The following is a 23,958-nucleotide window of genomic DNA, read 5'->3' on the forward strand; positions in this document are numbered from 1 at the left end:
GCTTTTCATTGCCTGCATTACACTATTTTTTGCCCAAGACAAACAGTGTAATGCAGGCATATACCCGACTGATTTAGTCTACTATTGATGCACATCAAGGGAATTCAAAGCGGTTTATGCAAGAATGCTCAGCATATATGCAAGGATATCTCTCAATGAATGACACGCCCACACTTTCAAATGCTGTTCAGCAAGCATCAGTTTCAAAAGATCCCATCACCGCCTATGACCAGATTCGGCAACGTTGCCCTGTTGTGCACGATGAACGCTTGCACTGGACACTTTTCAAACATGAAGATGTGATGAACGTCTTGAATGATCCCCAAACATTCAGCAATGCCGTTTCCCGGCATGTCTCGGTGCCTAATGGAATGGACCAGCCTGAACATACTATTTACAGGGCACTTATTGAGCCGTTTTTCAATGAATCACGTATGGCAGCTTTTGAACCGGTATGTCAGGAAATTGCTGCTGAGCTGGTGCGGCAATCGCATCAAAACCAGGAATTTGAATTTATTTCGGGATTTGCACAAATTTATGCAGTGCGGGCGCAATGCGCCTTTTTAGGCTGGCCGGAATCATTGCATGAACCTCTGAATCAATGGGTTCGTAAAAACCATCAGGCCACCCTGGCCCAGGATCGCCAGGCTTTGTCAGAAATTGCTGTTGAATTTGATGGTTATATCCGCACTTTGCTTGAAGAACGCCGCAAGGCAGGCACTCATGCCCCTGACGATTTAACAACAGCGTTAATGCTTGAAACGGTTAATGGCCAGCCCATCAGCGATGAAGCTATTGTAAGCATTTTGCGTAACTGGACCGTAGGTGAATTGGGCAGCATCGCCGCCTGTCTGGGAATACTGGTTAATTACCTTGCCAAAAACCTGAAGTTGCAGCATCAACTGCGTTACAAACCCAAGTTACTTCCAGCTGCCATTGATGAAATCCTGCGTATTCACCCCCCTTTGATTGCCAGCCGTCGTGTAACCACCCAAGCGGTAACGGTTGCAGGCCATCACATTGAAGCGGGTGAGCGTCTAACCCTGCTGTGGGCATCCGCCAATCGCGATGAAGCGGTATTTGGCAAGCCCGATGAGTTTCGTAACGACCGTGAGCCATCACAAAACCTGCTGTATGGGGCCGGTATTCATGCCTGTCCGGGTGCTCCGTTGGCCAGGCTGGAATTGCGCCTGATTATGCAAGAACTGTTAAAAGGCACCAGCCGCTTCGCATTGGGAGAAAATGCAGCACCGGTGCACGCTGTGTATCCGGCGGGTGGTTTTGATTCCCTGCCCATCAAGCTGGTTATGGAAACCTGCTGTGGCGCTTGCAGCTAATCGTCTTCAGGCTACTTTATGACCCGTTAAAAACTGTTCAGGAAACCAGGGCAATATTTCTCCTGATTCACAAGAAAAATATTGCCCTGGATTCAATTTTGATGAATACGCCCTTAAATTTATAAATATTCTAAAAATCAGGGCTTTGGACTACATTAAGTCAAGCACCCGGAATAATTCCGGGCATGTATTGAATAAATAATATTAATGGAGATCCAAGTGGGTAAACCCGACATCACAACAAACTTGCAGGTACAAAACAATAAAAAAATGTGGGAAGCCGATTCAATTGCCATCATTGGTGCTTCCAATGATCCTTTGCGCATTGGCGGTCGTCCCATTTCTTATATGCTGCAGCGTAATTATGCTGGCCGGATTTACCCCGTCAATCCCAAACAGGAAACCGTACAGGGCCTGAAGGCCTATCCCGATGTGGACAGCCTGCCTGAAACCCCCGAAATTGCCATTATTGCCGTATCAAGCCGTATGGTCATCAAGGCGGTAGAGGACCTGGGTAAACGTGGTACACGTCTGGCCGTGATTTTGTCTGCCGGTTTTTCCGAAGTGGGTGAAGAAGGCAGGCTCATGCAGGAAGAGCTGATTGCCACAGCAAAAAAACACGGTATTCGCGTGTTGGGACCCAATACCCTGGGTTTTTATGATGACCGTCAGGGTCTGTTCTCAACCTTTTCCTCTGCCTTTGAGCTGTACTGGCCTTTACCCGGCTCCATTGCAATCGCCAGCCAGTCGGGTGCTTTCGCGCTGCATATTTTCTGCTCTGCCCGAAACCGTGGCATCGGTATTCCGCTTTGTGTCACCACCGGCAATGAAGCCGATATCAATGTGGCCGATGCGATGATTGATATGGTGCTTGATCCCCAGATTCAGGTCATTGGTGTGTACCTGGAAGGCTTGTCGAATGCGGATAAATTCATTGAAGCATTACGGTTGGCCAAGCAGCATCGCAAGCCGGTGGTGGTCATGAAAGCCGGTCGTAGTGAAATTGGTCAAATGGCGGCACAATCCCATACCGCCTCGATTGCCGGTGATGACGCTGTCTTCAATGCTGTTCTTGAAGAATATGCGGCCGTCAGGGCATACAGTCCCGATGAGTTTCTGGATATTGCCTATATGGCCACAAAAAAGATTTATCCGGAAAACAATGCAATGGGCGTGATCACAGTTAGCGGTGGCGCTGGCATCCTGATCAGTGATGCCGCCGAAGATCTTAATTTGCCCATGCCTGAACTGGAAGAAAGCGCCCAGGCATCACTTAAAGAAGCCTTGTCCTTTGCCGCCGTCAAGAATCCGGTGGATTGCACCGCTCAGGTCATTAATCAGCCTGAATTGGCTGACCAGTTCCTTTCAACCATGCTGGATACTCAACAGTATCCATCCATTCTGGCCTTTTTTGCCCATGCAGCGGGAACCGCTTCCATCGAGGCCAAACTGCGTCCGGAACTTAAAAAGGCGGTTGATAAACATCCCGATCATTTGTTTGTCCTGTCTATTATTGCCGAGAAAGATACGATTGCCCGTTATGAAGCGGATGGGTTTGCGGTGTTTGAAGACCCAATCCGTGCCACCAAGGCCATTCATCATATGGGCGTTTTGGGTACGGCCTTTGCCAGGCCAGATGCCCTCATTCCCTTTGAAAAGAAAACCGTTGCCGCGCTTGCCAGCACACCTGACGAAGCCCAGGCCAAGCTTATCCTGGAAGAGGCGGGTTTGCAGGTCATTCCGGAAGGAATTGCCCATGATGCGGCAGAAGCGGCACACCTGGCGGATAAATTCGGCTTTCCCGTTGTCATGAAAATCCTGTCACCCGATATCAAGCATAAATCTGAAATAGGTGGCGTTATTCTTAATGTGTCCAGTATTGCCGAGGTGCATGAAAGTTATGCCTTGCTCTTGCAAAGAGCCGCTGAAAAAGCGCCTTCCGCCAATATTACCGGTGTCCTGGTTGCCAAGCAGGTAAACAATGCCGTTGAATGCATTATGGGTGTCAAAAACGATCCGGTATTTGGTCCCGTGGCCATGTTCGGTCTGGGTGGCATTCATGTGGAAGTATTAAAAGATGTGGTTTTGCATCGCTGTCCATTCAGCCCTGAAACAGCCCGGAACCTGATTCTCAGTATCCGCAGTGCGGCCATTTTGCAAGGCGTGCGTGGCAAGCCGGCGGTTGATATTGACGGGCTTGCCGGGCAGCTGTCACGCCTGTCTGTTTTTGCCGCCCAGGCACAGGACCAGATCAAATCGGTGGAAGTCAATCCGATTCTGGCGGTTCCTGGTGAAAAGGGCTGCTACGTTGCCGATGCACTCATAGAGGTTTAATAAAAGTACTGTTTCCCACGCAGGAGCGTGGGAAACAGGTAAGCTCGTAATATGCAACTATCAGGCGATCTTCAGCGCTTTCAGAATGGCAAGACGCTTTGTCATGAATTCACTGGCCTGGATCTTCAATTCGGCGATGTTGGCATCGACCGTTTCCAGTGTTTTTCCATCTTTAATCAGACGTTGGCCTTGCATCGCTAATAAATCCCAAACAAACCGGGCCTGTTCGTGTGGCTGTTTATGATTGTTTTGCAGGGCCAGCAAGAACAGTTGTTGAAAGCGGGATACGCCAATGCCACCGCCTGTGACCGGACTGGCCAGATAATTCAAGTCGTTGCTGCCACGCGCCTTGGTCATTAAATAGTTATTCAGGCGCTTGGTCCTTTCATGAGCAATGTTTATGGTCGCTTCATCCTGGACAGCCATCAGGGTATTGTTACTGGCAAGAACCATCACGGCTTGTATGATCTGGGCGAAGGTGATACTGCTTGACTTAAGAGCTTGCTCCAGCTGACCCAGTGATTGGGGTTGGTGGTTTGCCAGCTGATCCAGGATGGGGTTATAGATGGCTTCTTGCAGTGTGGCCTCACCCAGGTTACTGTTAATCTTGAGACTGACCTCATTTCTTGGCAATACCAGGATAATCTGTTGCGAACGCAATGCCTCAATTTGTTCCAGTGGGCTGAGACGGCGTGCCCCCTTGACCCAATAGTCTTTGCGGAATTGTTGATTGACACAAAAATCACGTGTGGTTTGGCGAAACATGGGGTCGGGGATGCTGGCCAGCAGTTGTTGTTGTTCGGTAGTCAGGTTGACCGCATCAATCGCATCCAGGTAGTTGGCTGAACAGGCCCATTGCAGTTTTGCCGGTTCCAGCCATTGCGCCATTTTGGCAAAAGCCATGGGTTCCCAGTCACGGTTGAAATACTCGTGGGCCACATAATGACGATCCTGTTCTTTGATTCTTTTTATGCGTTCGGCGATTTGCGGATTGGCGCGTGCATAGGATGGGTTGGCTGCCAGTAGTTGCTCGGCAAAAGCCAGGGCGCTATCAATACGGCTGATAATACCCGCACCGTCGGAACCCAATACCTCGGCGTGCTCGGTGAGCAGATCCCGCATGGGCACCATGGCGGCCCAGCCGGGTTGCGTGTTGTAGCTGATATAAAGTACACCACCTACTTTCAGCTTACGGCGTACAAAATCAACAATTATGTTACGGTTTTCATCACTAATCCAGCTCCAGATCCCGTGAAGACCAATGTAATCAAACTCTGGCAAGTCGGATCGATTGCAAAACCGGGCAAATGACTCATCAAAAAGCTGTGCCTTTGACTGGGCGATGCCTGCCAGTTCCTGGGCAAAACCGGCTTGTGCCGGATTGAAGTCGGTACCTGTCCACTGAACGACACTGGCCGAGGCATGCATATTTGTGCTCATGCCTTGGCCAAAACCAAGCTCGCACGCGGTTCCCACTTGTGGTGGCACCAGGCCTGCATTTAAAAAAGCCAAACGTACACGCAGTGGGTTGAGTTCGCTGTAATAGCCATAGGTATAGCCAATGTCGGCAACATAACCAGCAGTCCAGTCAGACATAAAAAAGAGCCTCTCGAATGTAATTATTGATAATAGAGATTTCATTTTTACATACTTTTCATTTGGCTGAAAGCATTAAAATGACAACTATTCTTAGGATGGATAGCCACTTGGAACAAGTCATAAAAAAACCGCATCCGAAGATGCGGTTTCCTGTTTTCATTCCGGTTTGTCAGCGAAAGACAAACCGGAAAATGACTGCACTGGGATTACTTGTGCGTCAGAATGGCTTCATTGGCCGCTTTGTTCATGTTGCGGGTAATGTACCATTGCTGGGCAATCGACAGGATGTTGTTCACAACCCAGTAAAGCACCAGACCAGCCGGGAACATGAACATCATGGCACCAAATACCAGCGGCATGAGCATCATGATTCTGGCTTGCATTGGATCAGGCGGTGTTGGGTTCAGCTTGATCTGCAGGAACATGGTGGCCATCATGATGGCTGGCAGGATGAAATACGGGTCACGTGCCGACAGGTCGGTAATCCAGCCGATCCAGCCGGCATCACGCATTTCCACACTGGACAGCAAAACACGATACAGGGTCAGGAAGACCGGGATTTGGATCAGGATCGGGAAGCAGCCGCCCAAGGGGTTGATTTTCTCGGTACGGTACATTTCCATCATGGCTGTGTTCAGCTTCTGGCGATCATCTCCGTATTTTTCCTTCAGGGCCTGCATGCGCGGGGCCACATTTTTCATTTTGGCCATGGAGCGGTAGCTGGAGGCCGACAATGGGTAAAGGATCAATTTGATAATGACGGTCAGCAAAACGATCGTCCAGCCCCAGTTGCCCACCAGTGAATGCAACCAGGTCATGAAGGTGAACATGGGCTTGGCAAGAATGGTTAGCCAGCCATAATCAACCACCAGATCCAGGGAAGGAGAAATGGCCGCCAGGGCCTTCTGGTCTTGCGGGCCTATCCACAGGGTGGATTGGGTGGCAACCGTACTGTTGGGTGCAATGTTACCCAATGGCTCTACCGCACTGATGGCATACAGGGAATTGGAAACCTTGCGCATGTCGATATAACGCTCTTTGCCTTCCTCGGGTACCCAGGCAGTCACAAAGAAGTGTTGAATGACACTGATCCAGCCATCATCTGCCGATTTGACGTAATCGGCATTTTTCTTGTCGATTTCAGAAAAGGACACTTTCTGGAAGCGTTCTTCATCGGAATACACGGCCATACCCGTAAAGGTGGGGTAGAAGCTGGAACTGCCGGCCGGATCCTGGCTGTCACGGGCAATTTGCAGGTACAGAGAAGGTGACTGAGACTCGGTGGCAGTGTTGGTGACTTCGTCCTTGACGTCGATCCGGTAGGAATTGCGATGGAACGTATAGGTACGGGTAACCTTGATGCCGTCGGACTCGGACTCAAACACCACGGGCAGGGTATCACCGGTCATGGTGGTTTCAGTGGAAACCATTCTGAAGGGGGTATTCTGGTCGGGGTAACGCTTGTTAATTCCCTGTGGTGCAACCAGACCGCTTTGTACAATATATTCTGCGGTTGGAGAGTTATCCAGCAATACGATTGGCTGGTCACGGTTTTCTGTGGAAGGATACTTCAACAATTCCGCATACACAATCTGTGCACCAATTGAATCAAAATTCAATTTGAAAACATCGGTGGTGATGGTGATTTTTTCCGAGGCAACGGCAGGGGCTGCGGTTGATGGAGTGCTTGCAGTACCGGCAGGCGTGGCCGCATTGGGAACGCCAGGGGTACCTGAGGCCGGATTGGAAGTGGTTTCGGATTGGGGAGCCTGGCCAAACAGGGATGGCTGACCATTATAGGTTTGCCAATTATTCCAGATGGCGAAGACCGAAAATACAAAAATCATCCAGAGGATGGTGCGTCTAATATCCATTTAACCTGATCATTATTAAGCGGTTAGTAAAGCTCGTCAGTTTAACCCAGCTAGGGGTATAACACCTGAATTTAAAACAAATCTTTGGGAAAAAGACTCTTCTCAGGCGAGGAGCGGCCAGAAACAGGAGGAACAGGATCATGCCCACCCCGGCACCATGGGTTACAGCGACAGATCCGGTGCGTACCCAGATACAGCCCTTTGGCGGCACCGTGGGTTTCAATGGCTTCAATCATGTATTCGGAGCAGGTGGGCGTGAAACGGCAGGAACGTCCGATCCAGGGACTTAAAAAATATCGGTAGAACCGGATAGGTGCTATGAGTATTTTCTTGATCATGCCGATTTGGCCTTTGCAAAATGAGTGTCGATTTCTTTCCGTATGGTTATCTTGAGTTCGGTAAGGGTACAGGGAGTAACCTTGCCATGCAGGCGAATAACGTAATCGCAGGCAGGTAACTCATGGCGGCAGTGCCTGAAAGATTCACGGGCAACCCTTTTAATGGCATTGCGGGTAGTGGCTTTGGCGGCAAACCGTTTGGCGATAACAAGCCCCAATCGGGCGATTGGTTCGGGAAGGGGAGAGACGGGTTTGGCTTTGCTAAGCGTAAACAAAGCCCCTCGAGATACACGTTTGCCTTTCAGGGCATTGGTGAACTCTAAGGGGCGGTGCAGTCGCGCCGCTTTGGGATAGGTGGCGCTTGGCATGCTTAGGAACCGGGACGATCAGAAAATACAACCATGTGTTTAACGAGTAAACACACTTTCTGTTCAACCTGATTATTAAATTGTAATCAGCTGGGATTAAACAGCTAAACGCTTGCGGCCTTTTGCACGACGTGCGTTAATAACTGCGCGGCCGCCACGTGTTTTCATGCGAACGCGAAAGCCGTGTGTGCGTTTACGGCGTGTGACTGATGGTTGGTATGTACGTTTCATGGAAATTCCAAATATAAAGAGCTAAGAGCTTGTTCAGGACCCTTTTCAGTATTTGAAACTATCAAAGATACCCAAAAATGACCCAAACGGTGTAAAGAATTTTGTAAAGCCTTTTATTTCATCAAATAATTGGTGATTAGTCAATGATTTAGGCTGAATTCCCGTAATTAAAACATAAAATCTGTTCTTTTTCTGAAAAGAATGCACTTTGTGGAAAATTTCCCGTGAATTAATCAAGTTGTGGATAACTTTTTGTTTGTCAGGGTAAAATAGAATGTTTTTATCGTAGATCGTATATGAAAGAGTTTTGGCAATCCTGTATCCAGGCATTGGCGCAGGAACTTCCTCCCGAGCAAATGAAAGCGTGGGTGCTTCCGCTGGCTCCTCTTGGTTTTGATGAAGAACTGGGAGAGCTGCGTATTTCTGCGCCTACGCCAATCAAGCAGAACTGGGCCAAAACCAATTACACGGCGCGAATTCAGGAATTGGCATCCCAGTGGTTCAACCGCCCTGATGTCAGGGTCATGTTCCAGCTGGTGCGTGCCAACCAGGTGCCACCTGTCATGTCTGCCGCAGCACCTGCGGTAACACTGGCACCCGCACCGGCTACACCAGTCCCGGCAGCGCCCGTTACGGGTACCCAACCGTTTGGTACAAGCCCCGAAGTCATTATAGAGTCCGCTTCGCCCAATACGCCGACCCCGGCTTCATTTGGCAATACCGAAACCGAAGACTTCATTTACAAGCGTTCGCATATCAACCCCAACCTGACTTTCGAAAGTCTGGTGGTGGGCCGCTCGAACCAGCTGGCCAATGCCGCGTCGGCACAAATTGTCGATAAACCGGGCGTCTCAGCCTATAACCCGTTTTTTATTTACGGCAGTACAGGTTTGGGTAAAACCCACCTGATGCATGCCATTGGCAATGCCCTGATCAAGGCGGGCAAGGTCAACCGGGTAAGGTATATCCACGCCGATCAATATTACTCGGATCTGGTCAAGTCATTCCGCACCAGTACCTTTGATGAGTTCAAGCGCTATTACCATTCGCTCGACCTGTTGCTGATTGACGATATCCAGTTTTTCCGCAAGAAAGACCGTACCCAGGAAGAGTTTTTCTACCTGTACGAAACCATGGTGGCGCAAAACAAGCAAATTATCATCACATCCGATACCTATCCGCGTGAATTACAGGATATCAGCAACCGCCTGACATCGCGTTTTGATTCGGGCTTAACCGTTCATATCGAACCCCCCGAGCTGGAAATGCGGGTGGCCATTTTACTTCGCAAGGCCGAAGAAAAGCCGGGCATTATCCTGAAAGAGGAAGCCGCGTTCTTTATTGCCAAGCATTTGCGCAGCAACGTTCGTGAACTGGAAGGAGCACTCAGTAAAGTGTCTGCCTATGCCGGTTTTCATGGGCTGAAAACCTTTACGGTTGAAGTTTGCAAGGAAGCGCTTAAAGATCTTTTATCTGTCTCCAATGGTCAGATTACGGTTGAGAATATCCAGAAAACCGTGGCGGATTTTTATAAAATCAAAGTTCAGGAAATGTATTCAAAACGGCGTCCTGCCAATATCGCAATGCCAAGGCAAATTGCCATGTATCTGGCCAAAGAGCTGACCCAGAAAAGCCTGCCTGAAATTGGCGATCTGTTTGGTGGACGGGATCACACAACTGTTTTGCATGCCGTACGTAAAATAACTGAAGCACGTGTGAAAAATGCAGAGTTGAATCACCAATTACACGTGTTAGAACAAACCTTAAAAGGATAATCATGCAATTGCTACAAGCTACCCGAGATGCTGTACTCAAGCCGCTGTCGACAGTGGCCGGTATTGTTGAACGCAGGCATACCATGCCCATTCTGGCAAATATCCTGTTGCGAAAAGAAGGTAACCGTGTTGCATTCATTGCAACCGATCTTGAGGTCCAAATCACTACACATGCCGACTTTGGCGTAGGTGATGATGTGGAATCCACGACGGTTGCCGCACGTAAATTGCTGGATATCTTGCGGGCTCTGCCCAACACCGGAGAAGTCAAGCTGGGCCTGAACGATGGAAAAATGACCGTCAATGCCGGCAAAAGCCGCTTTGCCCTGCAAACACTGGACGGTGCCGAATACCCAACGGTTGCACAGCCCGAAAGCTGGAACCTGAGCCTGTCCATGCCACAAAGAACCTTGCGCAAGCTGTTTAATATGGTGCACTTTGCCATGGCCCAGCAGGACATCCGCTATTATCTGAATGGCATGCTCATGGTGTTTGAGGAGGGTATGGTTCGCACCGTCGCCACCGATGGTCACCGCCTGGCCCATGCGGCCGAAGCGGTTGAAAGCATTGGCGAGCGTCACGAGGTTATTGTCCCACGTAAAACCGTTCTTGAAATGCAGCGTCTGCTGGATGAAAGCGATGAGCCCGTTACCATAGACCTGGCGGCTGGCCAGATCCGTTTCACTTTTGGTGATGTGGAACTCATTTCCAAGCTGGTGGAGGGTAAATTTCCCGATTTCAAACGGGTCATTCCAACCGACTATACCCGTAGTTTCAATATCAATCGTGAAGCCTTGCAAAGCAGTCTGCAACGTGCAGCCATTCTAACGACTGACAAGCTCAAGGGTGTCAAGCTGCATCTTGAAAACAATCTGCTGCAAATCTCATCCTCCAATGCCGAGCAGGAAGAGGCAAGGGAAGAAATTGAAGTAAATTATGAATTTGAACCCATTGATGTTGGTTTCAACGTGAGCTATTTGCTGGATGTCCTGGCCATGGCAAAAACCGAAGAAATCACCTGGTCTGTCAAGCCGGATGTCAATGCATCCGCACTTATCAGCCTGCCCGAGGAAACAGAGTTCAAATACGTTGTTATGCCAATGCGCATTTAATCAGGCCATTATCAAAGTTCCGGCCTTGTCATGGCCGGATATTTTCCTGTTCCCAGCAGTCGATCAAGATTTTTAAAAGCGTTATTCCATTATGTCTGAAAATACTCCGAACACCCCGAATCAAGGTTACGGTGCCGAATCCATCAAAATGCTCAAGGGCCTTGAGGCTGTCCGCAAACGTCCCGGCATGTATATTGGAGACACATCCGATGGCACAGGTCTTCACCACATGGTGTTCGAAGTTGTCGATAATGCCATTGACGAAGCCCTGGCTGGCTATTGTGATGATATCGTTGTCACCATTCATACCGACAACTCGATTTCCGTTACCGATAATGGTCGCGGCATTCCCACCGACATTCACAAAGAAGACGAGTTCCATCGCAGTGCCGCTGAAATCGTGATGACCGAATTGCATGCCGGTGGTAAATTTGACCAGAACTCCTACAAGGTGTCCGGTGGTTTGCATGGTGTGGGGGTCTCATGCGTGAACGCCCTGTCAGAATGGTTGCGCCTGACCATTCGTCGTAATGGCCAGGTTCACCAGATTGAATTCAATCGTGGTGAACGGGTTGAGCCCCTGAAAGTGGTTGGTACCACCGACAAAACCGGTACCAAAGTACACTATCTGGCAGACAGCACCATTTTTGACAATGTCGAATACCACTACGAAATCCTCTCCAAGCGCCTGCGTGAACTGTCGTTCCTGAATAATGGCGTCAAGATTCGTCTGGTTGACGAGCGCCAGGGCAAAGAAGAGGATTTTGCGTTTTCAGGTGGGGTAAAGGGTTTTGTTGAATACATCAACCGTACAAAAACCGTCTTGCACAGCAATGTCTTCAATGTATCTACCGAATCAGATGCCGGTGGCACCCCCATTACGGTTGACGTTGCCATGCAATGGAACGACAGCTACGGTGAAAGCGTCCTTTGCTTTACCAACAACATCCCCCAACGTGATGGCGGTACCCATTTAACCGGTTTGCGCGCTGCCATGACCCGCAGCCTGAACAAATACATTGCCGATAATGAAATGGCCAAAAAAGCCAAGGTTGACACCACCGGTGATGACATGCGTGAAGGCCTGACCTGTGTGTTATCGGTCAAGGTGCCCGAACCCAAGTTCAGCAGCCAGACCAAAGACAAGCTGGTCTCCAGTGAAGTGCGTCCGGCCGTCGAAGAAGCGGTTTCACGTACGCTTGAAACCTGGCTGCTGGAAAATCCCAATGATGCCAAGGCCATTTGCGCCAAGATTGTGGAAGCGGCCCGCGCCCGGGAAGCGGCCCGTAAAGCACGTGAAATGACACGCCGTAAAAGTGTGCTGGAAGGTGCCGGCCTGCCCGGTAAGCTGGCCGACTGCCAGGAAAAAGACCCGGCAAAATCTGAACTGTATATTGTCGAGGGTGATTCTGCGGGCGGTTCAGCCAAACAGGGTCGTGACCGTAAGTTCCAGGCCATTCTTCCCCTACGCGGTAAGGTGCTGAACGTGGAAAAGGCCCGTTTCGACAAATTAATCGCCAGCGAGGCCATTACCACCCTCATTACGGCACTGGGTACCAGCATTGGCCCCGATTTCAATATCGACAAACTGCGTTATCACCGCATCATCATCATGACCGACGCGGACGTTGACGGCGCGCACATCCGTACCTTGCTGTTAACGCTGCTGTATCGTCAAATGCCCGAACTGGTTGAAGGCGGTTATGTATATATTGCCCAGCCACCATTATACAAGGTCAAATTTGGACGCGAAGAACGCTATCTGAAAGATGCAGCCGAAGAAGCCGAATTCATGCAGCAGGTTGCCCTTAAAGATGCCGGCCTGATTCCACATCAAGGCGCAGAGCCCATTACCGGCGAGGATCTTGAAACACGGGTTCAGCTTTATGTCTCGGTCGACCAAGTGATCGAGCGCCTGTCCCGCATCATGGACGCTGCTGCCCTGTCAGCCATTGCTGAAGGGGTCCAGATTAATCTGGATAACGCGGAAAACGCCGGGAAATCGGCCCGTGACCTGCAAGCGGCCCTGTTTGACCCTGCCATGCCACATGCCGTTACCGTAGAAGCGGAATATGATGCAGAACTGGATAAACACCGTTTGGTTCTCAAGCGCATTCATCATGGTAACGTTCGTGTGTGTGTGTTTAACCAGGAATTCATGGACAGCAAGGATTATGCCGTCCTGTCCCGTTCAGCCGAAACCCTTTCAGGTCTGGTTGGCGAGGGTGCCCTGGTTTACCGCGGTGAGGGCGAGCGACGCAAAGAACAATATGTGAACGATTTCCGTGAGGCCGTTCAATGGCTGCGCAGCGAGGCCGAACGCGTGGTAACCAAACAGCGCTATAAAGGTCTGGGTGAAATGAATCCCGAGCAGTTGTGGGAAACCACCATGGATCCTTCGGCACGTCGTCTGCTGCGCGTCAAGATTGAAGATGCGATTGCGGCTGACAATGTGTTTACAACCCTTATGGGCGACCAGGTGGAACCGCGCAGGGAGTTCATTGAAACCAATGCGCTGATGGCATCTAATCTGGATATTTAAAATCTGTTGGTTTCCGGAATAGTTGCCCAGGTTTTATAAATAAGTTGGCCAGCGAGGTTCTCGGTCATAAAGCGGCTACCTTTTTAGGTAGCCGTTTTTTTTGGATGATCTTTTGGACCTTTATGTAGACTAAAACATTTGCATTTTTGTAACCAGACAGGTTCTCCCTTTTTTTGCTCAATCGTTATTGTCCTGCCCAAACATTTAGAAGCTATACTATGAGAGAAATATAGTTTATATCGATAGCTTAGAAAGTATTAGAATGAAAAAACATACCCTACTCGTCATTGCAACTACCGTCGTATTACCATTGTCGTCCATAGCCAGAGAGGCTACGACCCATGAGGCGCACGGCCCGGTGCATGATGCTGTCATTGCTGAACAAAAAGCAATACTCTTGAAGAACACCGAGGGCAAAGGTTTTGGTCCGCAGTCGCCGCGAGATATTGATCTCAAGGCTGGTAGCAATCCACGTGTGTTCCAACACGCGCCAGCTTATACACAAATGAATTTATGCAACATCCATTTTCACAATAATGCTGAGCACAAGGGTGGTGAATTCATCAAATACGCTGGCAATGGTGATAGCCATGGCAACCTCTCCGGCTATCAATATTCTGGTACGCTAAGTCCAACCGAATCAAAGCCTGTTGCACATGAAGTCTGCAGCAGTGATCATGGGGGCTTGGCCGTAGGTGACACAATCGAATTGCATTATGTGTACAGCACGGCTCAGGTGCAACCCGGAGTCACCCTCGGAGCTTGCATGAACGACACCATCAAAAACCCGCAGCTTCGCGTTGAAGCCCAGGTATTCGTGCTGGTGAATGACAAACGTGCCATGGACTTCATTAAGCTGACGCAGGTCGGTGAGAAGAACGGTTTCAAACAAGCTTTGAATATCCCTACGGATACTGGTGAACCAATACAATACACAGGATCCACTACCGGTCCTGCCTATAACACTCAAGGCTCACCTTTCCAGGTCACTTGGGGTGTACGTCCAAAGGTTTCTAAAGTCCATATCGATTCAATAGGCGAATGGTGTAAGGATAATGTCTTTAAAGAAGATCACGCCCATGGTGTACGTAATCTAATCACAAATCCAGCCTTACTCTCGCCGATGTAGTGAGGCGCTCGCCGGATTCGAGCAGGCATGAGAACGCGACCCCTCATACCAAACAACGTATTACGATGCGTCTTTTGCAGCCAGAGTTATGGAGAAAACCAGGCGTAGCATATCATGCAGGTCTAATGGACTCTGTTACGATACACATGCTTTCAGCATTACAAATGCCTTGGCAAGCATAACTAGTGCCATCTGAATCGCCTAACTGCCTGCTTATATCCAATACTTGGGATAACTATTTGCATGGCGCGCATTATTGACAATCCACGCAATGATTACAATCACTAACGACCCGACCAAAACAGGTGAAACAAGATAAGTTACCGGGGCATGAGCAAGAATGACAATAAGGGGATCAGCTCCTGCTGGCGCATGGACTGTACGGGTTATTTGCATCGCGGCCAATGCAAAACCAACACCAAGCGCACAAGCAAGCCAACCATCACCAAAAACCGCAAAAGCAGTTAAGCCAATCGCAGTGGAAACCAAATGTCCACCGACAATCGCACGTGGCTGTGAGAGCGGTGAATCGGGTACGCCAAATGCCAATACACAGCTTGCTCCAAAGGGCGCCATCAACCATAGCGTTCCCGATAAAACACTTAACCAGCCCATAATGGCAATCGCTATCATGGCTCCAATGGAAGAAAGCAGGACAAATTTCAGGGGTGGAGCAGGTGGAGAATCGGAACGCAGCAAACGATGAATGGGCATGGTTTATCCTTAATAAAATAACTTGAAATTGAAACTTGGTGTAAAGCGTGCTTTAGTGTAGTATACAGATTGGTATCCCAATGTCAACCGATCGGTATCCTTTATGAGTACAGCACAACACATTCTCGAATCTTCATTAAAATTATTTTATCGTTATGGATTTCATGCCTCTGGGGTTGATTTTTTAAGCCAGGAAGCAGGCGTAACAAAAAAAACGCTTTATCGTCATTACTCAAGCAAAGATGCGCTTATTGAAGCTGCATTAGAATTGCGACATACCCAGTTTATGTTAAAAATGCGTGCTTTTATAATGGCTGCCATGGTTGAAAAACGTCCTCTTTCCTATATTGACTTCATAGTCAGTTGGGTTCAGGAAGAGGGTTTTTATGGTTGTGCTTTCATTAATGCTACGGCTGAGTTTTCAGATCCGGATACTTCTCCGCATCAACAGGCAATTAAACATAAAAAAGAAGTTCAATCTTTTTTGCATAACATTTGTTCTGCTGTTGATGGGGTGTTGCATCCGGAGCATATCGCCGAACAACTATTTATGATTGGTGAGGGCATAATCGTTACATGTCAGGTTCAAGGCTATGAGGCGAAAAAAATAGGAACAGCTCAGGAATTGGCTCGTCTGGCATGGGTTTCAGCAACAAGATCTTGAGCCGTTATACTTAATTTATACATTAATCCTCTTATACGATGCTGGTGAAAAACGCAAGTACATCACAAGCAAAATAATATCCCTAATGAGCAAAATGCGTTAACTGCTTTGAGCTTAGTACCTGTAGCAGGCGATCCGCACTGATTTAACTACCGTTACGTTCCAAAGCGGATAGTAAATTCAGACATACAAACCTTAGGCTGTATTTTAATTTGTAAAATTAAAATGATCGAGTAAGAAGCAAAAGCGCCTGTAGAACAGGCGCCCTAATTCATAATGACAATTCAACCACTAAAAAAACAGTTTAATAAACCGTTAAATCAGTCTAGCTGAATATTCAACTCTTTAATAAACGGTTGCCAAAGGGCGGATTCCGTTTTAATCTTTTCTGCATAGGCTTGTGGCGTACTGGTCAGGGTTTCCATTCCTGCTGTCCGCAGGCGGGTTTGTGTGTCCGGATGTTCAATTGCCTTGATTAAGCCGGTATTAAGTGTGTCAATAATGGTTTTGGGCGTACCTGCCGGAACCACTACACCCTGCCAGGCATAAACATCCAGATCTTTGAAACCGGCTTCTGCAATGGCAGGTACGTCAGGGAAACTGTCCAGCAAGCCGTCTCCGGCCTGGCCTTTTAGCACCATGGCCAGTTTCCAGGCCAGGTTCTGGGCATCGTGTACGGCCGAGTTAAGGCCTAGGCCTGTCGTGGGTGTGTGGCGGTGAGCGGCGTCACCGGCCAGAAACACCCGTCCAAAGCGATAGCGGTTAGCCAAAACGCCTTGCACAATCCAGCGTCCAATCCCTAATAACTCAAGATCCAGTTCAGGAATTTTCAACAGTTCACGGATACGCGGGATTAGGGTGTCAGCATCATATTGCCCATCAGCATTGGGTTTGAAGCTGAAATGAAACATCCATTCTTCGGAATGGCGGTCAAAACGGGTCGGGCCCAATTTGCCCAATACCCCGCTACCCCAGGCTGTTGTATCGCCCTCAGGGTTGGCAAACCAGAAAGTGCTAACGCGATCATCATCAATCCAGCCAGACAGGTCAGCCTTGAAATAGACCGTGACCATTTCCAGTAATTCAGGCGTCCCTTCCAGTCTGGCACCCACGATCGGACCTACTGTTTTTCCGGAGTCTGCCGCAACCAGGTAGCTGGCCCTTATTTGGTATGTTTTTTGTGTGGCCCGTTCCAGCACAGTAGCAATCACACCTTTGTCATCCTGTTCCAGCGTAATCAGCTCATGCCCAAAGCGTAATTCACCTTCAGCAAGGGTATCCGCTTTTTCTTTTAATAGGGGTTCAAGCCGTACCTGAGGGTAGATAGTGCTTTTGCAGGGGCTATCCTGTTCATAAACGGGTGCCAGTGAACCACCGCCCCAGGCTTCCAGGTCATAGAGGGTTTTACGGTCCCATTCACCGTTGCCGCCCAGACTGGTACACCAGCGCATTTTACTAATATATTCAATGGGTACCGAACGCTCATACACCGATTGTGCAATCCCCAGCTAGCGAAAAACCTCCATCGTACGCTGATTCAGGTAACGTGCTTTGGGCATGGGGGATTGCTTTTCATGTTTCTCTATAAGCAAGGACTTGATGCCCAGATTGGAAAGCGCGATTGAAGTGGTCAGGCCACAGCCGCCACCGCCTACAATTAATACAGGAACTTGTATGTCAGTCATTCATGTCTCCTTGGTTTTTTATTTTAAATTTTAAATGTTTTTGGTTGTGAGCCGTTGCCGCAGCTCAGTTTTTAAAACCTTGCCATAGCTGTTTTTGGGCAAGGTCTCAATCACATGATAATGTTTGGGCCGTTTAAAGCGAGCCAGATTATCCAGGCACAGCCGGTCCAGCTCTTCTGGTTCAACACAGCAGCCTTTGCGTGTCACCACAAAAGCCACAGGCACTTCTCCCCATTCGGCATCCAATTGGCCCACGACCGCAACCTCTGATACATTCGCATGCGTCAGCAGAACCTCTTCCACTTCACGGGGATAAATATTGGAACCACCGGAAATGATAAGGTCTTTGGAGCGGTCATGCAGGGTAAGAAAACCGTTTGCATCCAGAAAACCGGTATCACCCGTAAGCAACCAGCCATCGCACACTGTTTTTCGTGTGGCTTCTTCATTACGCCAGTACCCCTGCATGACAGGTGCGCCCCTTACAGCCACTTCACCAATTTCTCCTGCATCCAATGATTCGCCATTACCATTTATGACTCGGACTTCCACCATGGATTGTGGCAAACCCACCGAAGCAATACGTGCTTTCCAATTAGCATGTGCCGCATCTGCCAAATGCTGGCGGGCCAGTGCCGTGATGGCCATGGGACACTCACCCTGTCCGTAAATCTGTACAAATCGAGGACCAAAAATCTGTAAAGCTTGCTGGATATCTTCAACATACATGGGACCACCGCCATAAACAATGGTTTTGAAACCTGAAATATCAGCACCGCTGTCAATCACATAATCCAGCAAGCGCTTGACCATTGTGGGTGCGGCAAAGAATGTCAGCCGTCCAACTGATGCAGCCAGTTCCACCAGCTCTGCCGGGTCAAAACCACCGGATAACGGTACCAAATGGCGGGCGCCGCTAAGCATATGGACATAGTTGTACAAACCGGCACCATGAGACATGGGTGCGGCATAAACCATGACATCGGCAGGGTCTGAGGTATCCACATCGGTCAGATAGGAGACGGTCATGGCCTGCAGGTTGCCATGACTTTGCATGACGCCTTTAGGGCGACCGGTTGTGCCCGAGGTGTAGAACAGGGAGGCCAGCTCGTCAGGCCCGCAATCGTACATGGGTACACGGGCGTGCTGCAAGGCTCGTTCGTATTCAGGACTACCCGGAATCAGAATATGTGCCGGCGGGTTTGCCAGACTCTCAGTACAGGCAGACAATGCTTGCGAAACGATCAATACCTGCGCTTCACAATCAGCCAGTACATAGTCCAGCTCTTTGTTGTGAAGCTTGTAATTGACAGGCACGGATACCGCACCGATCCATAAAATAGCATGCAGGATTTCAAGATACTCAACGCAGTTGGTGGCATAAATGCCAACTCTGTCCCCAGGATTTACCCCAAACACATGCTTCAAATAACCGGCCAGAGCAGTGGTTCTTTGCAACAGTTCACCATAATTCAATTGCAACTGTGTGCCCGAGTAAACTGCTGGCGCATTGGGATTGGCTGTGGCCGTGCGTTGAAGATACAGTGCAAGATTCATCGTACCTGCTCCAGAATAAGTTTTTCAAGGCCGAGATTGTCAAGACGGCCAAATGGGAGATGGGACCAGCCCACGATAGATACAGTCACGTTATGCCTCCTTATGCTTTTTTATCTTTATCAGGTTATGGTTATAATGCCCGATACTTACTCATACTGATAGTTGCTTGATTACGCAAGGGTTTACCCGATAAAGGATGCTTAATGATGGAGACAAAACCCCTTTTATCTCCCGCTACCCAGGATGATTTGTTACTGGCTTTTGATATGGCGCCAGTTGGTTTGTTGGTATCCCGCAATCGCTATGTGCAGTCATGCAACCGGGCATTTTCCAACATGTTCGGCTATTCATCCGAAGCACTGAAAGGAAAATCCCTGATCACTTTGTATCCCTCTGCCACCGAATTTGAGCATATCGGTGACCGTGCTCTGATGGTTATGCGAAGTGAAGGGCGTTATTCCGATGATCGCATCATGAAACGCAATAACGGACAGTTATTCTGGTGTCATGTAAGCGGGCAGGCCATTAACAGGAACGATCCGTTTTCTGCAGCAGTATGGGTGTTTGAGGATATTTCAGAAAAAAGGCAGATTACGACTGAATTGACAGCCCGTGAACGTGAAATAGCCCAGTTTCTTGTGGCAGGAAAAAGCAGCAAGGAAATTGGCAAGTTGCTTGGTATTGGTTACCGTACCGTTGATGCCCATCGGGCAAGACTCATGCGCAAATTTAAAGTGACTTCGTCGAATGAACTTGTTGCAAAACTGATCGGTTAAATGCAAAACTGGCTTCAGGCCAATAAGAACTGGTCCCTGATAATTTTTAAATTCAGATTTTAGATGGAGAATAAGAGTGGTAACCTCAAATCTTTCGGCAAATATAGATTTCCCACTGGATGATATACGTGTCCTGGATCTTTCCCGGGTTTTTGCAGGACCACTTTGCGGTCAGGTACTGGCCGATTTTGGCGCCGAAGTAGTCAAGGTGGAACATCCAGCCCGTGGCGATGATACACGCGATTGGGGGATGCGTATTGGTAAAACCGAAACGACCTATTACAACAGCATGAACCGCAACAAGCGTTCAATCACCATAGACCTGCAAAGCCAGGAAGGAATACAACTTATTTACAAGCTGCTGCCTTCGTTTGATGTTGTCATTCATAACTTTAAAACAGGTGGCGCTGAAAAACTGGGACTTGGCTATGAACAGCTTAAAGCCATTAAACCCGACCTGATTTATTGCGCCATTGCCGGTTATGATACCCGCGGTCCAGAGGCAAAAAGACCCGGCTACGATCTTGTGATCCAGGGAGAGAGCGGTTTAATGGCCCTGAACGGAGAAGCCACCCAGCCTCCACTCAAGTTCGGGGTGGCGGTTGTGGACATGATGACTGGCATGTACGCGGCCCAGGCCGTGTTAGCCGCCCTGTATAAGCGTGGCAAAACCGGCCTGGGCCGGCTTATTGAACTTGCTTTATATGATTGCGGCATCATGGTTACCGGTTATTACGGATTGGATGCCCTGTTGATGGAGAAAGATCCGCCACGCTATGGTAATGAGCACCCCTCCATCATGCCTTATGGCATGTTTGAAGCCGCTGACGGTCCCTTGATCATTGCTGTCGGTAACAATGCACAATTTTTCAAATTCTGTAACCAGGTTATTGAATGCCCGGCACTGGCTGAAGACCCCCGCTTTATTTCCAATGTGGAACGGGCCAAGTACAGAGAGGAGCTGCAACCGCTTTTGGTTGAAGCCATCAAGAAATACCCGCGTAAACAGTTACTGGACCGCATGACCGACTGTGGTATTCCATGCGGCGAAGTGGCCGGTTTGTATGAAGCACTAACCAGTGAACGATCCAGACAGGGTGGCCTGATTGAGAAAATGCCTCATCCGGATGCCGGCAGCACTCATGTTTTTGCTCCTCCTTACCGCTTGAACGGACAACGCCTTCCCGTCCGTCATGCACCACCACAATTGGGTGAAGGAACACGTGAAGTTCTTACCCGGCTGCTTGCACTAAGCGATGAAGAACTGGCTGATTTGCACAGTAAGGGAGTACTGACATTGCCATAATAAATGATGCATAAAAAAAGACAATCACAGGCGCACGCCAGCTACTTAAGGCGTGCGCCAAGCGCTGGAATACATTTATTTTTTGATTAATTTGTAATTCAGCTTGGTAGACATGGGCTGGCCGGTTTGCCTGTCTCTTGCTTCAATATACCCTTCCCCGACAAAATAAACGCTGTTGTCAGCCTTGTCATCCAAACGGATTAACGAAGGGTTGTTTTGGTCGAATTCAAATTTGCCATTGGTTTCAAAAACCCTGTTACCGGGACGATTGGTGACGTATTCCTGCCTTAGTTTATAGGTTTTATTGGGAAGCAATTCCAGTTGTACCTGGATCTGCTCACAGTCGGCACAAGGGAAAACACCGCCATAAGTACCGCTCCAATCCAGCGCGATTTCAGCAGTATGCCTATCAGGAGCCTGGGTGTCCCGGGCAGGGTTACTGGCACAGCCAACAGCAAAAAAAGAAGCAAGCAAAATAGTCAATCCTGTTTTTGTCATTTCAAATTTCCCTTTCAACACGAACGATAAGAATAATGTCCAGTTTAAGCCAGTATGGACGACAAATGTTACAGCGATACCTGTTGAAATAGTTAAGTATGGTAAAAACTGATCTGCTTATGGGTAATGGTGACCGATAGTGCAACCCGCTGATACAATAAAATCAAAATGATATGGAAAACCAAGGATGATGGATGGCGGGTTACATTTAGCTAATTAAGATTCATATACCCGTAAAATAAATTTTTTATATTAAATAAAAGGATAGATATATTATACCTATAATAGCAATAAATTATTGCAACTTCATTTTTGATAAATATGTGCTATATTTGAATCATCAAACGTTTCCGAAACTCCGGAAACCCCCCCTTACCATTGGAGAAATGCAATGAGCCAAGATATCAAAAAATGCCCTGTTACTCACCTGACGACTGATTTTGGTGCACCGGTACCCGATAACCAGAACAGCTTAACCGCCGGCCCACGTGGCCCCCTGTTGTCCCAAGACGTTTGGTTGCATGAAAAACTGGGCAATTTTGTCCGTGAAGTGATTCCTGAGCGTCGCATGCATGCCAAAGGTTCTGGTGCATTTGGTACTTTCACCGTTACCAATGATATTACCAAATATACACGTGCCAAGATTTTCTCTGAAGTCGGTAAAAAAACCGAAATGTTTGCCCGTTTCACAACGGTTGCCGGTGAGCGCGGCGCCGCTGATGCTGAACGCGATATCCGTGGTTTTGCCCTGAAGTTTTATACCGAAGAAGGTAACTGGGATATGGTGGGTAACAACACACCTGTGTTTTTCTTCCGTGATCCTCGTAATTTCCCCGATCTGAACAAAGCCGTAAAACGCGACCCGCGCACCAATTTGCGTAATGCCACCTATAACTGGGACTTCTGGACCCTGCTGCCCGAATCTTTGCACCAGGTAACCATTGTGATGTCTGACCGCGGTATCCCCAAATCTTACCGTCACATGCACGGCTTTGGCAGCCATACCTACAGCTTCATCAATGCGCAAAACGAACGTTTCTGGGTAAAATTCCATTTCCTTACACAACAGGGCATTCAAAACCTGACCGATGCCGAAGCCGAAGCCCTGATTGGCAAAGACCGCGAAAGCAGCCAGCGTGACCTGTTCTACGCCATCGAAAATGGTGATTTTCCGAAATGGAAAATGTGTGTTCAGATCATGCCCGAAACCGATGCCGAGAAAGTACCCTATCATCCGTTTGATCTGACCAAAGTCTGGCCACATGGTGATTACCCGTTGATTGAAGTGGGCGAATTTGAACTTAACCGCAACCCCGACAACTTCTTCATGGATGTTGAACAATCTGCCTTTGCACCTAGCAACCTGGTACCCGGTATTGGTGTTTCACCCGATAAAATGCTGCAGGCACGTCTGTTCAACTATGCCGATGCACAGCGTTACCGTTTGGGCACCAACTATCAGCAAATCCCAGTCAACCAGGCCCGTTGCCCGGTCCACTCCAACCACCGTGACGGTATTGGCCGCGTTGATGGCAACTATGGTGGTTTGCCACACTACGAGCCCAACAGCTTCCATCAATGGCAAGCCCAGCCCGAGTACAAAGAACCACCACTGAAAATCAACGGTGATGCCGATTATTGGAATTACCGCGAGGATGATGCTGATTACTTCAGCCAGCCACGTGCCCTGTTCAATTTAATGAACGATACACAAAAACAGGCCCTGTTCAACAACACGGCAGCAGCCATGGGTGATGCGCTTGATTTCATCAAATACCGCCACATCCGTAACTGCTATGCCTGTGACCCGGCGTATGGTGAGGGTGTGGCCAAAGCATTAGGAATGACCGTGGCCGATGCCCAGGCCGCCCGTGAAACAGACCCGGCCAAAGGACAACCCGGTTTTCTGTGATCACACATCTGAATGGTTGGCAATATCCTATAAAATACAGCTCTTGAACTGAATAACCCCCCAAACCTTTTTCAGGTTCGGGGGGTTTCTTTTTTGCGAAAAACATCTTGGGGCATCTATTCACAAAACAACTATTTTCCCAATTGAAACGCAATGAAACCAGTAAATATGGCAACAACATTGACCCTTGATTTCTATCACTCACAT

19 protein-coding genes and 1 pseudogene are annotated in these 23,958 nt (G+C 48.7%); 10 read left to right on the forward strand and 10 right to left on the reverse strand.

Annotated elements, in window-relative coordinates:
* Positions 1–155: 155 nt before the first annotated feature.
* On the forward strand, positions 156–1,337 hold the full coding sequence (locus tag HCX92_RS00115) for a cytochrome P450 (protein WP_169292892.1): 1,182 nt from the start codon (positions 156–158) through the stop codon (positions 1,335–1,337).
* Between the two features lie 219 nt (positions 1,338–1,556).
* Positions 1,557–3,671 (forward strand): acetate--CoA ligase family protein, encoded by a 2,115-nt coding sequence (locus HCX92_RS00120; RefSeq protein ID WP_371808371.1) that lies wholly within the window; start codon positions 1,557–1,559, stop codon positions 3,669–3,671.
* A 60-nt stretch (positions 3,672–3,731) separates the two neighbouring features.
* Here HCX92_RS00120 and HCX92_RS00125 read toward each other — a convergent pair whose 3' ends face one another.
* From HCX92_RS00125 to rpmH, 5 genes are all read right to left on the reverse strand, one after another.
* Positions 3,732–5,267 carry a class I SAM-dependent methyltransferase gene (locus HCX92_RS00125; protein WP_169292893.1) on the reverse strand — a complete coding sequence of 512 codons (1,536 nt, stop codon included), beginning with the start codon at positions 5,265–5,267 and terminating at the stop codon, positions 3,732–3,734.
* Positions 5,268–5,476: 209 nt separating this feature from the next.
* Positions 5,477–7,144 (reverse strand): membrane protein insertase YidC, encoded by a 1,668-nt coding sequence (yidC, locus tag HCX92_RS00130; protein ID WP_169292894.1) that lies wholly within the window; start codon positions 7,142–7,144, stop codon positions 5,477–5,479.
* 71 nt (positions 7,145–7,215) lie between these two features.
* Positions 7,216–7,482, reverse strand: coding sequence for a membrane protein insertion efficiency factor YidD (gene yidD / locus HCX92_RS00135; RefSeq protein WP_169292895.1), 267 nt, complete (start codon positions 7,480–7,482; stop codon positions 7,216–7,218).
* A complete protein-coding gene (gene rnpA / locus HCX92_RS00140) occupies positions 7,479–7,850 on the reverse strand; it encodes a ribonuclease P protein component (protein ID WP_169292896.1) in 372 nt (123 codons plus the stop codon). The genes yidD and rnpA overlap by 4 nt, the downstream gene beginning before the upstream one ends.
* Before the next feature lie 96 nt (positions 7,851–7,946).
* Positions 7,947–8,081: a 50S ribosomal protein L34 gene (gene rpmH, locus HCX92_RS00145; RefSeq protein WP_006578231.1), complete on the reverse strand. Its 135-nt coding sequence runs from the start codon at positions 8,079–8,081 to the stop codon at positions 7,947–7,949.
* 296 nt (positions 8,082–8,377) lie between these two features.
* Between rpmH and dnaA the strand changes: the two genes are divergently transcribed.
* From dnaA to HCX92_RS00165, 4 genes are all read left to right on the forward strand, one after another.
* Positions 8,378–9,856, forward strand: coding sequence for a chromosomal replication initiator protein DnaA (gene dnaA / locus HCX92_RS00150; protein WP_169292897.1), 1,479 nt, complete (start codon positions 8,378–8,380; stop codon positions 9,854–9,856).
* A gap of 2 nt (positions 9,857–9,858) precedes the next feature.
* On the forward strand, positions 9,859–10,968 hold the full coding sequence (dnaN, locus tag HCX92_RS00155) for a DNA polymerase III subunit beta (protein ID WP_169292898.1): 1,110 nt from the start codon (positions 9,859–9,861) through the stop codon (positions 10,966–10,968).
* A 91-nt stretch (positions 10,969–11,059) separates the two neighbouring features.
* Entirely contained in the window at positions 11,060–13,510 is a 2,451-nt protein-coding gene (gyrB, locus tag HCX92_RS00160; protein ID WP_169292899.1) for a DNA topoisomerase (ATP-hydrolyzing) subunit B, read from the forward strand.
* 262 nt (positions 13,511–13,772) lie between these two features.
* Positions 13,773–14,639 (forward strand): delta-class carbonic anhydrase, encoded by an 867-nt coding sequence (locus HCX92_RS00165; RefSeq protein ID WP_169292900.1) that lies wholly within the window; start codon positions 13,773–13,775, stop codon positions 14,637–14,639.
* Between the two features lie 213 nt (positions 14,640–14,852).
* On the opposite strand, the gene HCX92_RS00170 is transcribed toward HCX92_RS00165, so the two are convergent.
* Positions 14,853–15,353: an HPP family protein gene (locus tag HCX92_RS00170; RefSeq protein WP_169292901.1), complete on the reverse strand. Its 501-nt coding sequence runs from the start codon at positions 15,351–15,353 to the stop codon at positions 14,853–14,855.
* Between the two features lie 103 nt (positions 15,354–15,456).
* Here HCX92_RS00170 and HCX92_RS00175 point away from each other — a divergent pair, with 103 nt between their 5' ends.
* A complete protein-coding gene (locus HCX92_RS00175) occupies positions 15,457–16,017 on the forward strand; it encodes a TetR/AcrR family transcriptional regulator (protein WP_169292902.1) in 561 nt (186 codons plus the stop codon).
* A gap of 320 nt (positions 16,018–16,337) precedes the next feature.
* Here the strand turns inward: HCX92_RS00175 and HCX92_RS14815 are convergent, their stop codons facing one another.
* From HCX92_RS14815 to HCX92_RS00190, 3 genes and pseudogenes are all read right to left on the reverse strand, one after another.
* Positions 16,338–16,628: a tripartite tricarboxylate transporter substrate binding protein gene (locus HCX92_RS14815; protein WP_256368571.1), complete on the reverse strand. Its 291-nt coding sequence runs from the start codon at positions 16,626–16,628 to the stop codon at positions 16,338–16,340.
* Positions 16,626–17,702 (reverse strand): annotated as a pseudogene (locus HCX92_RS14820) (FAD-dependent monooxygenase); the annotation flags it as partial. The pseudogene HCX92_RS14820 and the gene HCX92_RS14815, both read right to left, overlap by 3 nt.
* A 30-nt stretch (positions 17,703–17,732) precedes the next feature.
* Entirely contained in the window at positions 17,733–19,259 is a 1,527-nt protein-coding gene (locus tag HCX92_RS00190) for a class I adenylate-forming enzyme family protein (protein WP_169293012.1), read from the reverse strand.
* A gap of 203 nt (positions 19,260–19,462) precedes the next feature.
* On the opposite strand from HCX92_RS00190, the gene HCX92_RS00195 reads away from it, so the two are divergent.
* The gene (locus HCX92_RS00195) at positions 19,463–20,035 is read left to right on the forward strand and encodes a LuxR C-terminal-related transcriptional regulator (protein ID WP_371808372.1); all 573 of its coding nucleotides are present in this window, start codon (positions 19,463–19,465) and stop codon (positions 20,033–20,035) included.
* Positions 20,036–20,111: 76 nt separating this feature from the next.
* Positions 20,112–21,341, forward strand: a complete 1,230-nt coding sequence (locus HCX92_RS00200; protein WP_371808373.1) for a CaiB/BaiF CoA transferase family protein — start codon at positions 20,112–20,114, stop codon at positions 21,339–21,341.
* A gap of 75 nt (positions 21,342–21,416) precedes the next feature.
* Here HCX92_RS00200 and HCX92_RS00205 read toward each other — a convergent pair whose 3' ends face one another.
* Positions 21,417–21,839, reverse strand: a complete 423-nt coding sequence (locus HCX92_RS00205) for a copper resistance protein NlpE (protein ID WP_169292905.1) — start codon at positions 21,837–21,839, stop codon at positions 21,417–21,419.
* Between the two features lie 391 nt (positions 21,840–22,230).
* Here HCX92_RS00205 and HCX92_RS00210 point away from each other — a divergent pair, with 391 nt between their 5' ends.
* The gene (locus tag HCX92_RS00210) at positions 22,231–23,751 is read left to right on the forward strand and encodes a catalase (protein WP_169292906.1); all 1,521 of its coding nucleotides are present in this window, start codon (positions 22,231–22,233) and stop codon (positions 23,749–23,751) included.
* Positions 23,752–23,958: the final 207 nt, after the last annotated feature.

Origin of the sequence: Advenella sp. EE-W14, assembly GCF_012923605.1 — a bacterium.
GTDB lineage: Bacteria > Pseudomonadota > Gammaproteobacteria > Burkholderiales > Burkholderiaceae_B > Advenella > Advenella alkanexedens.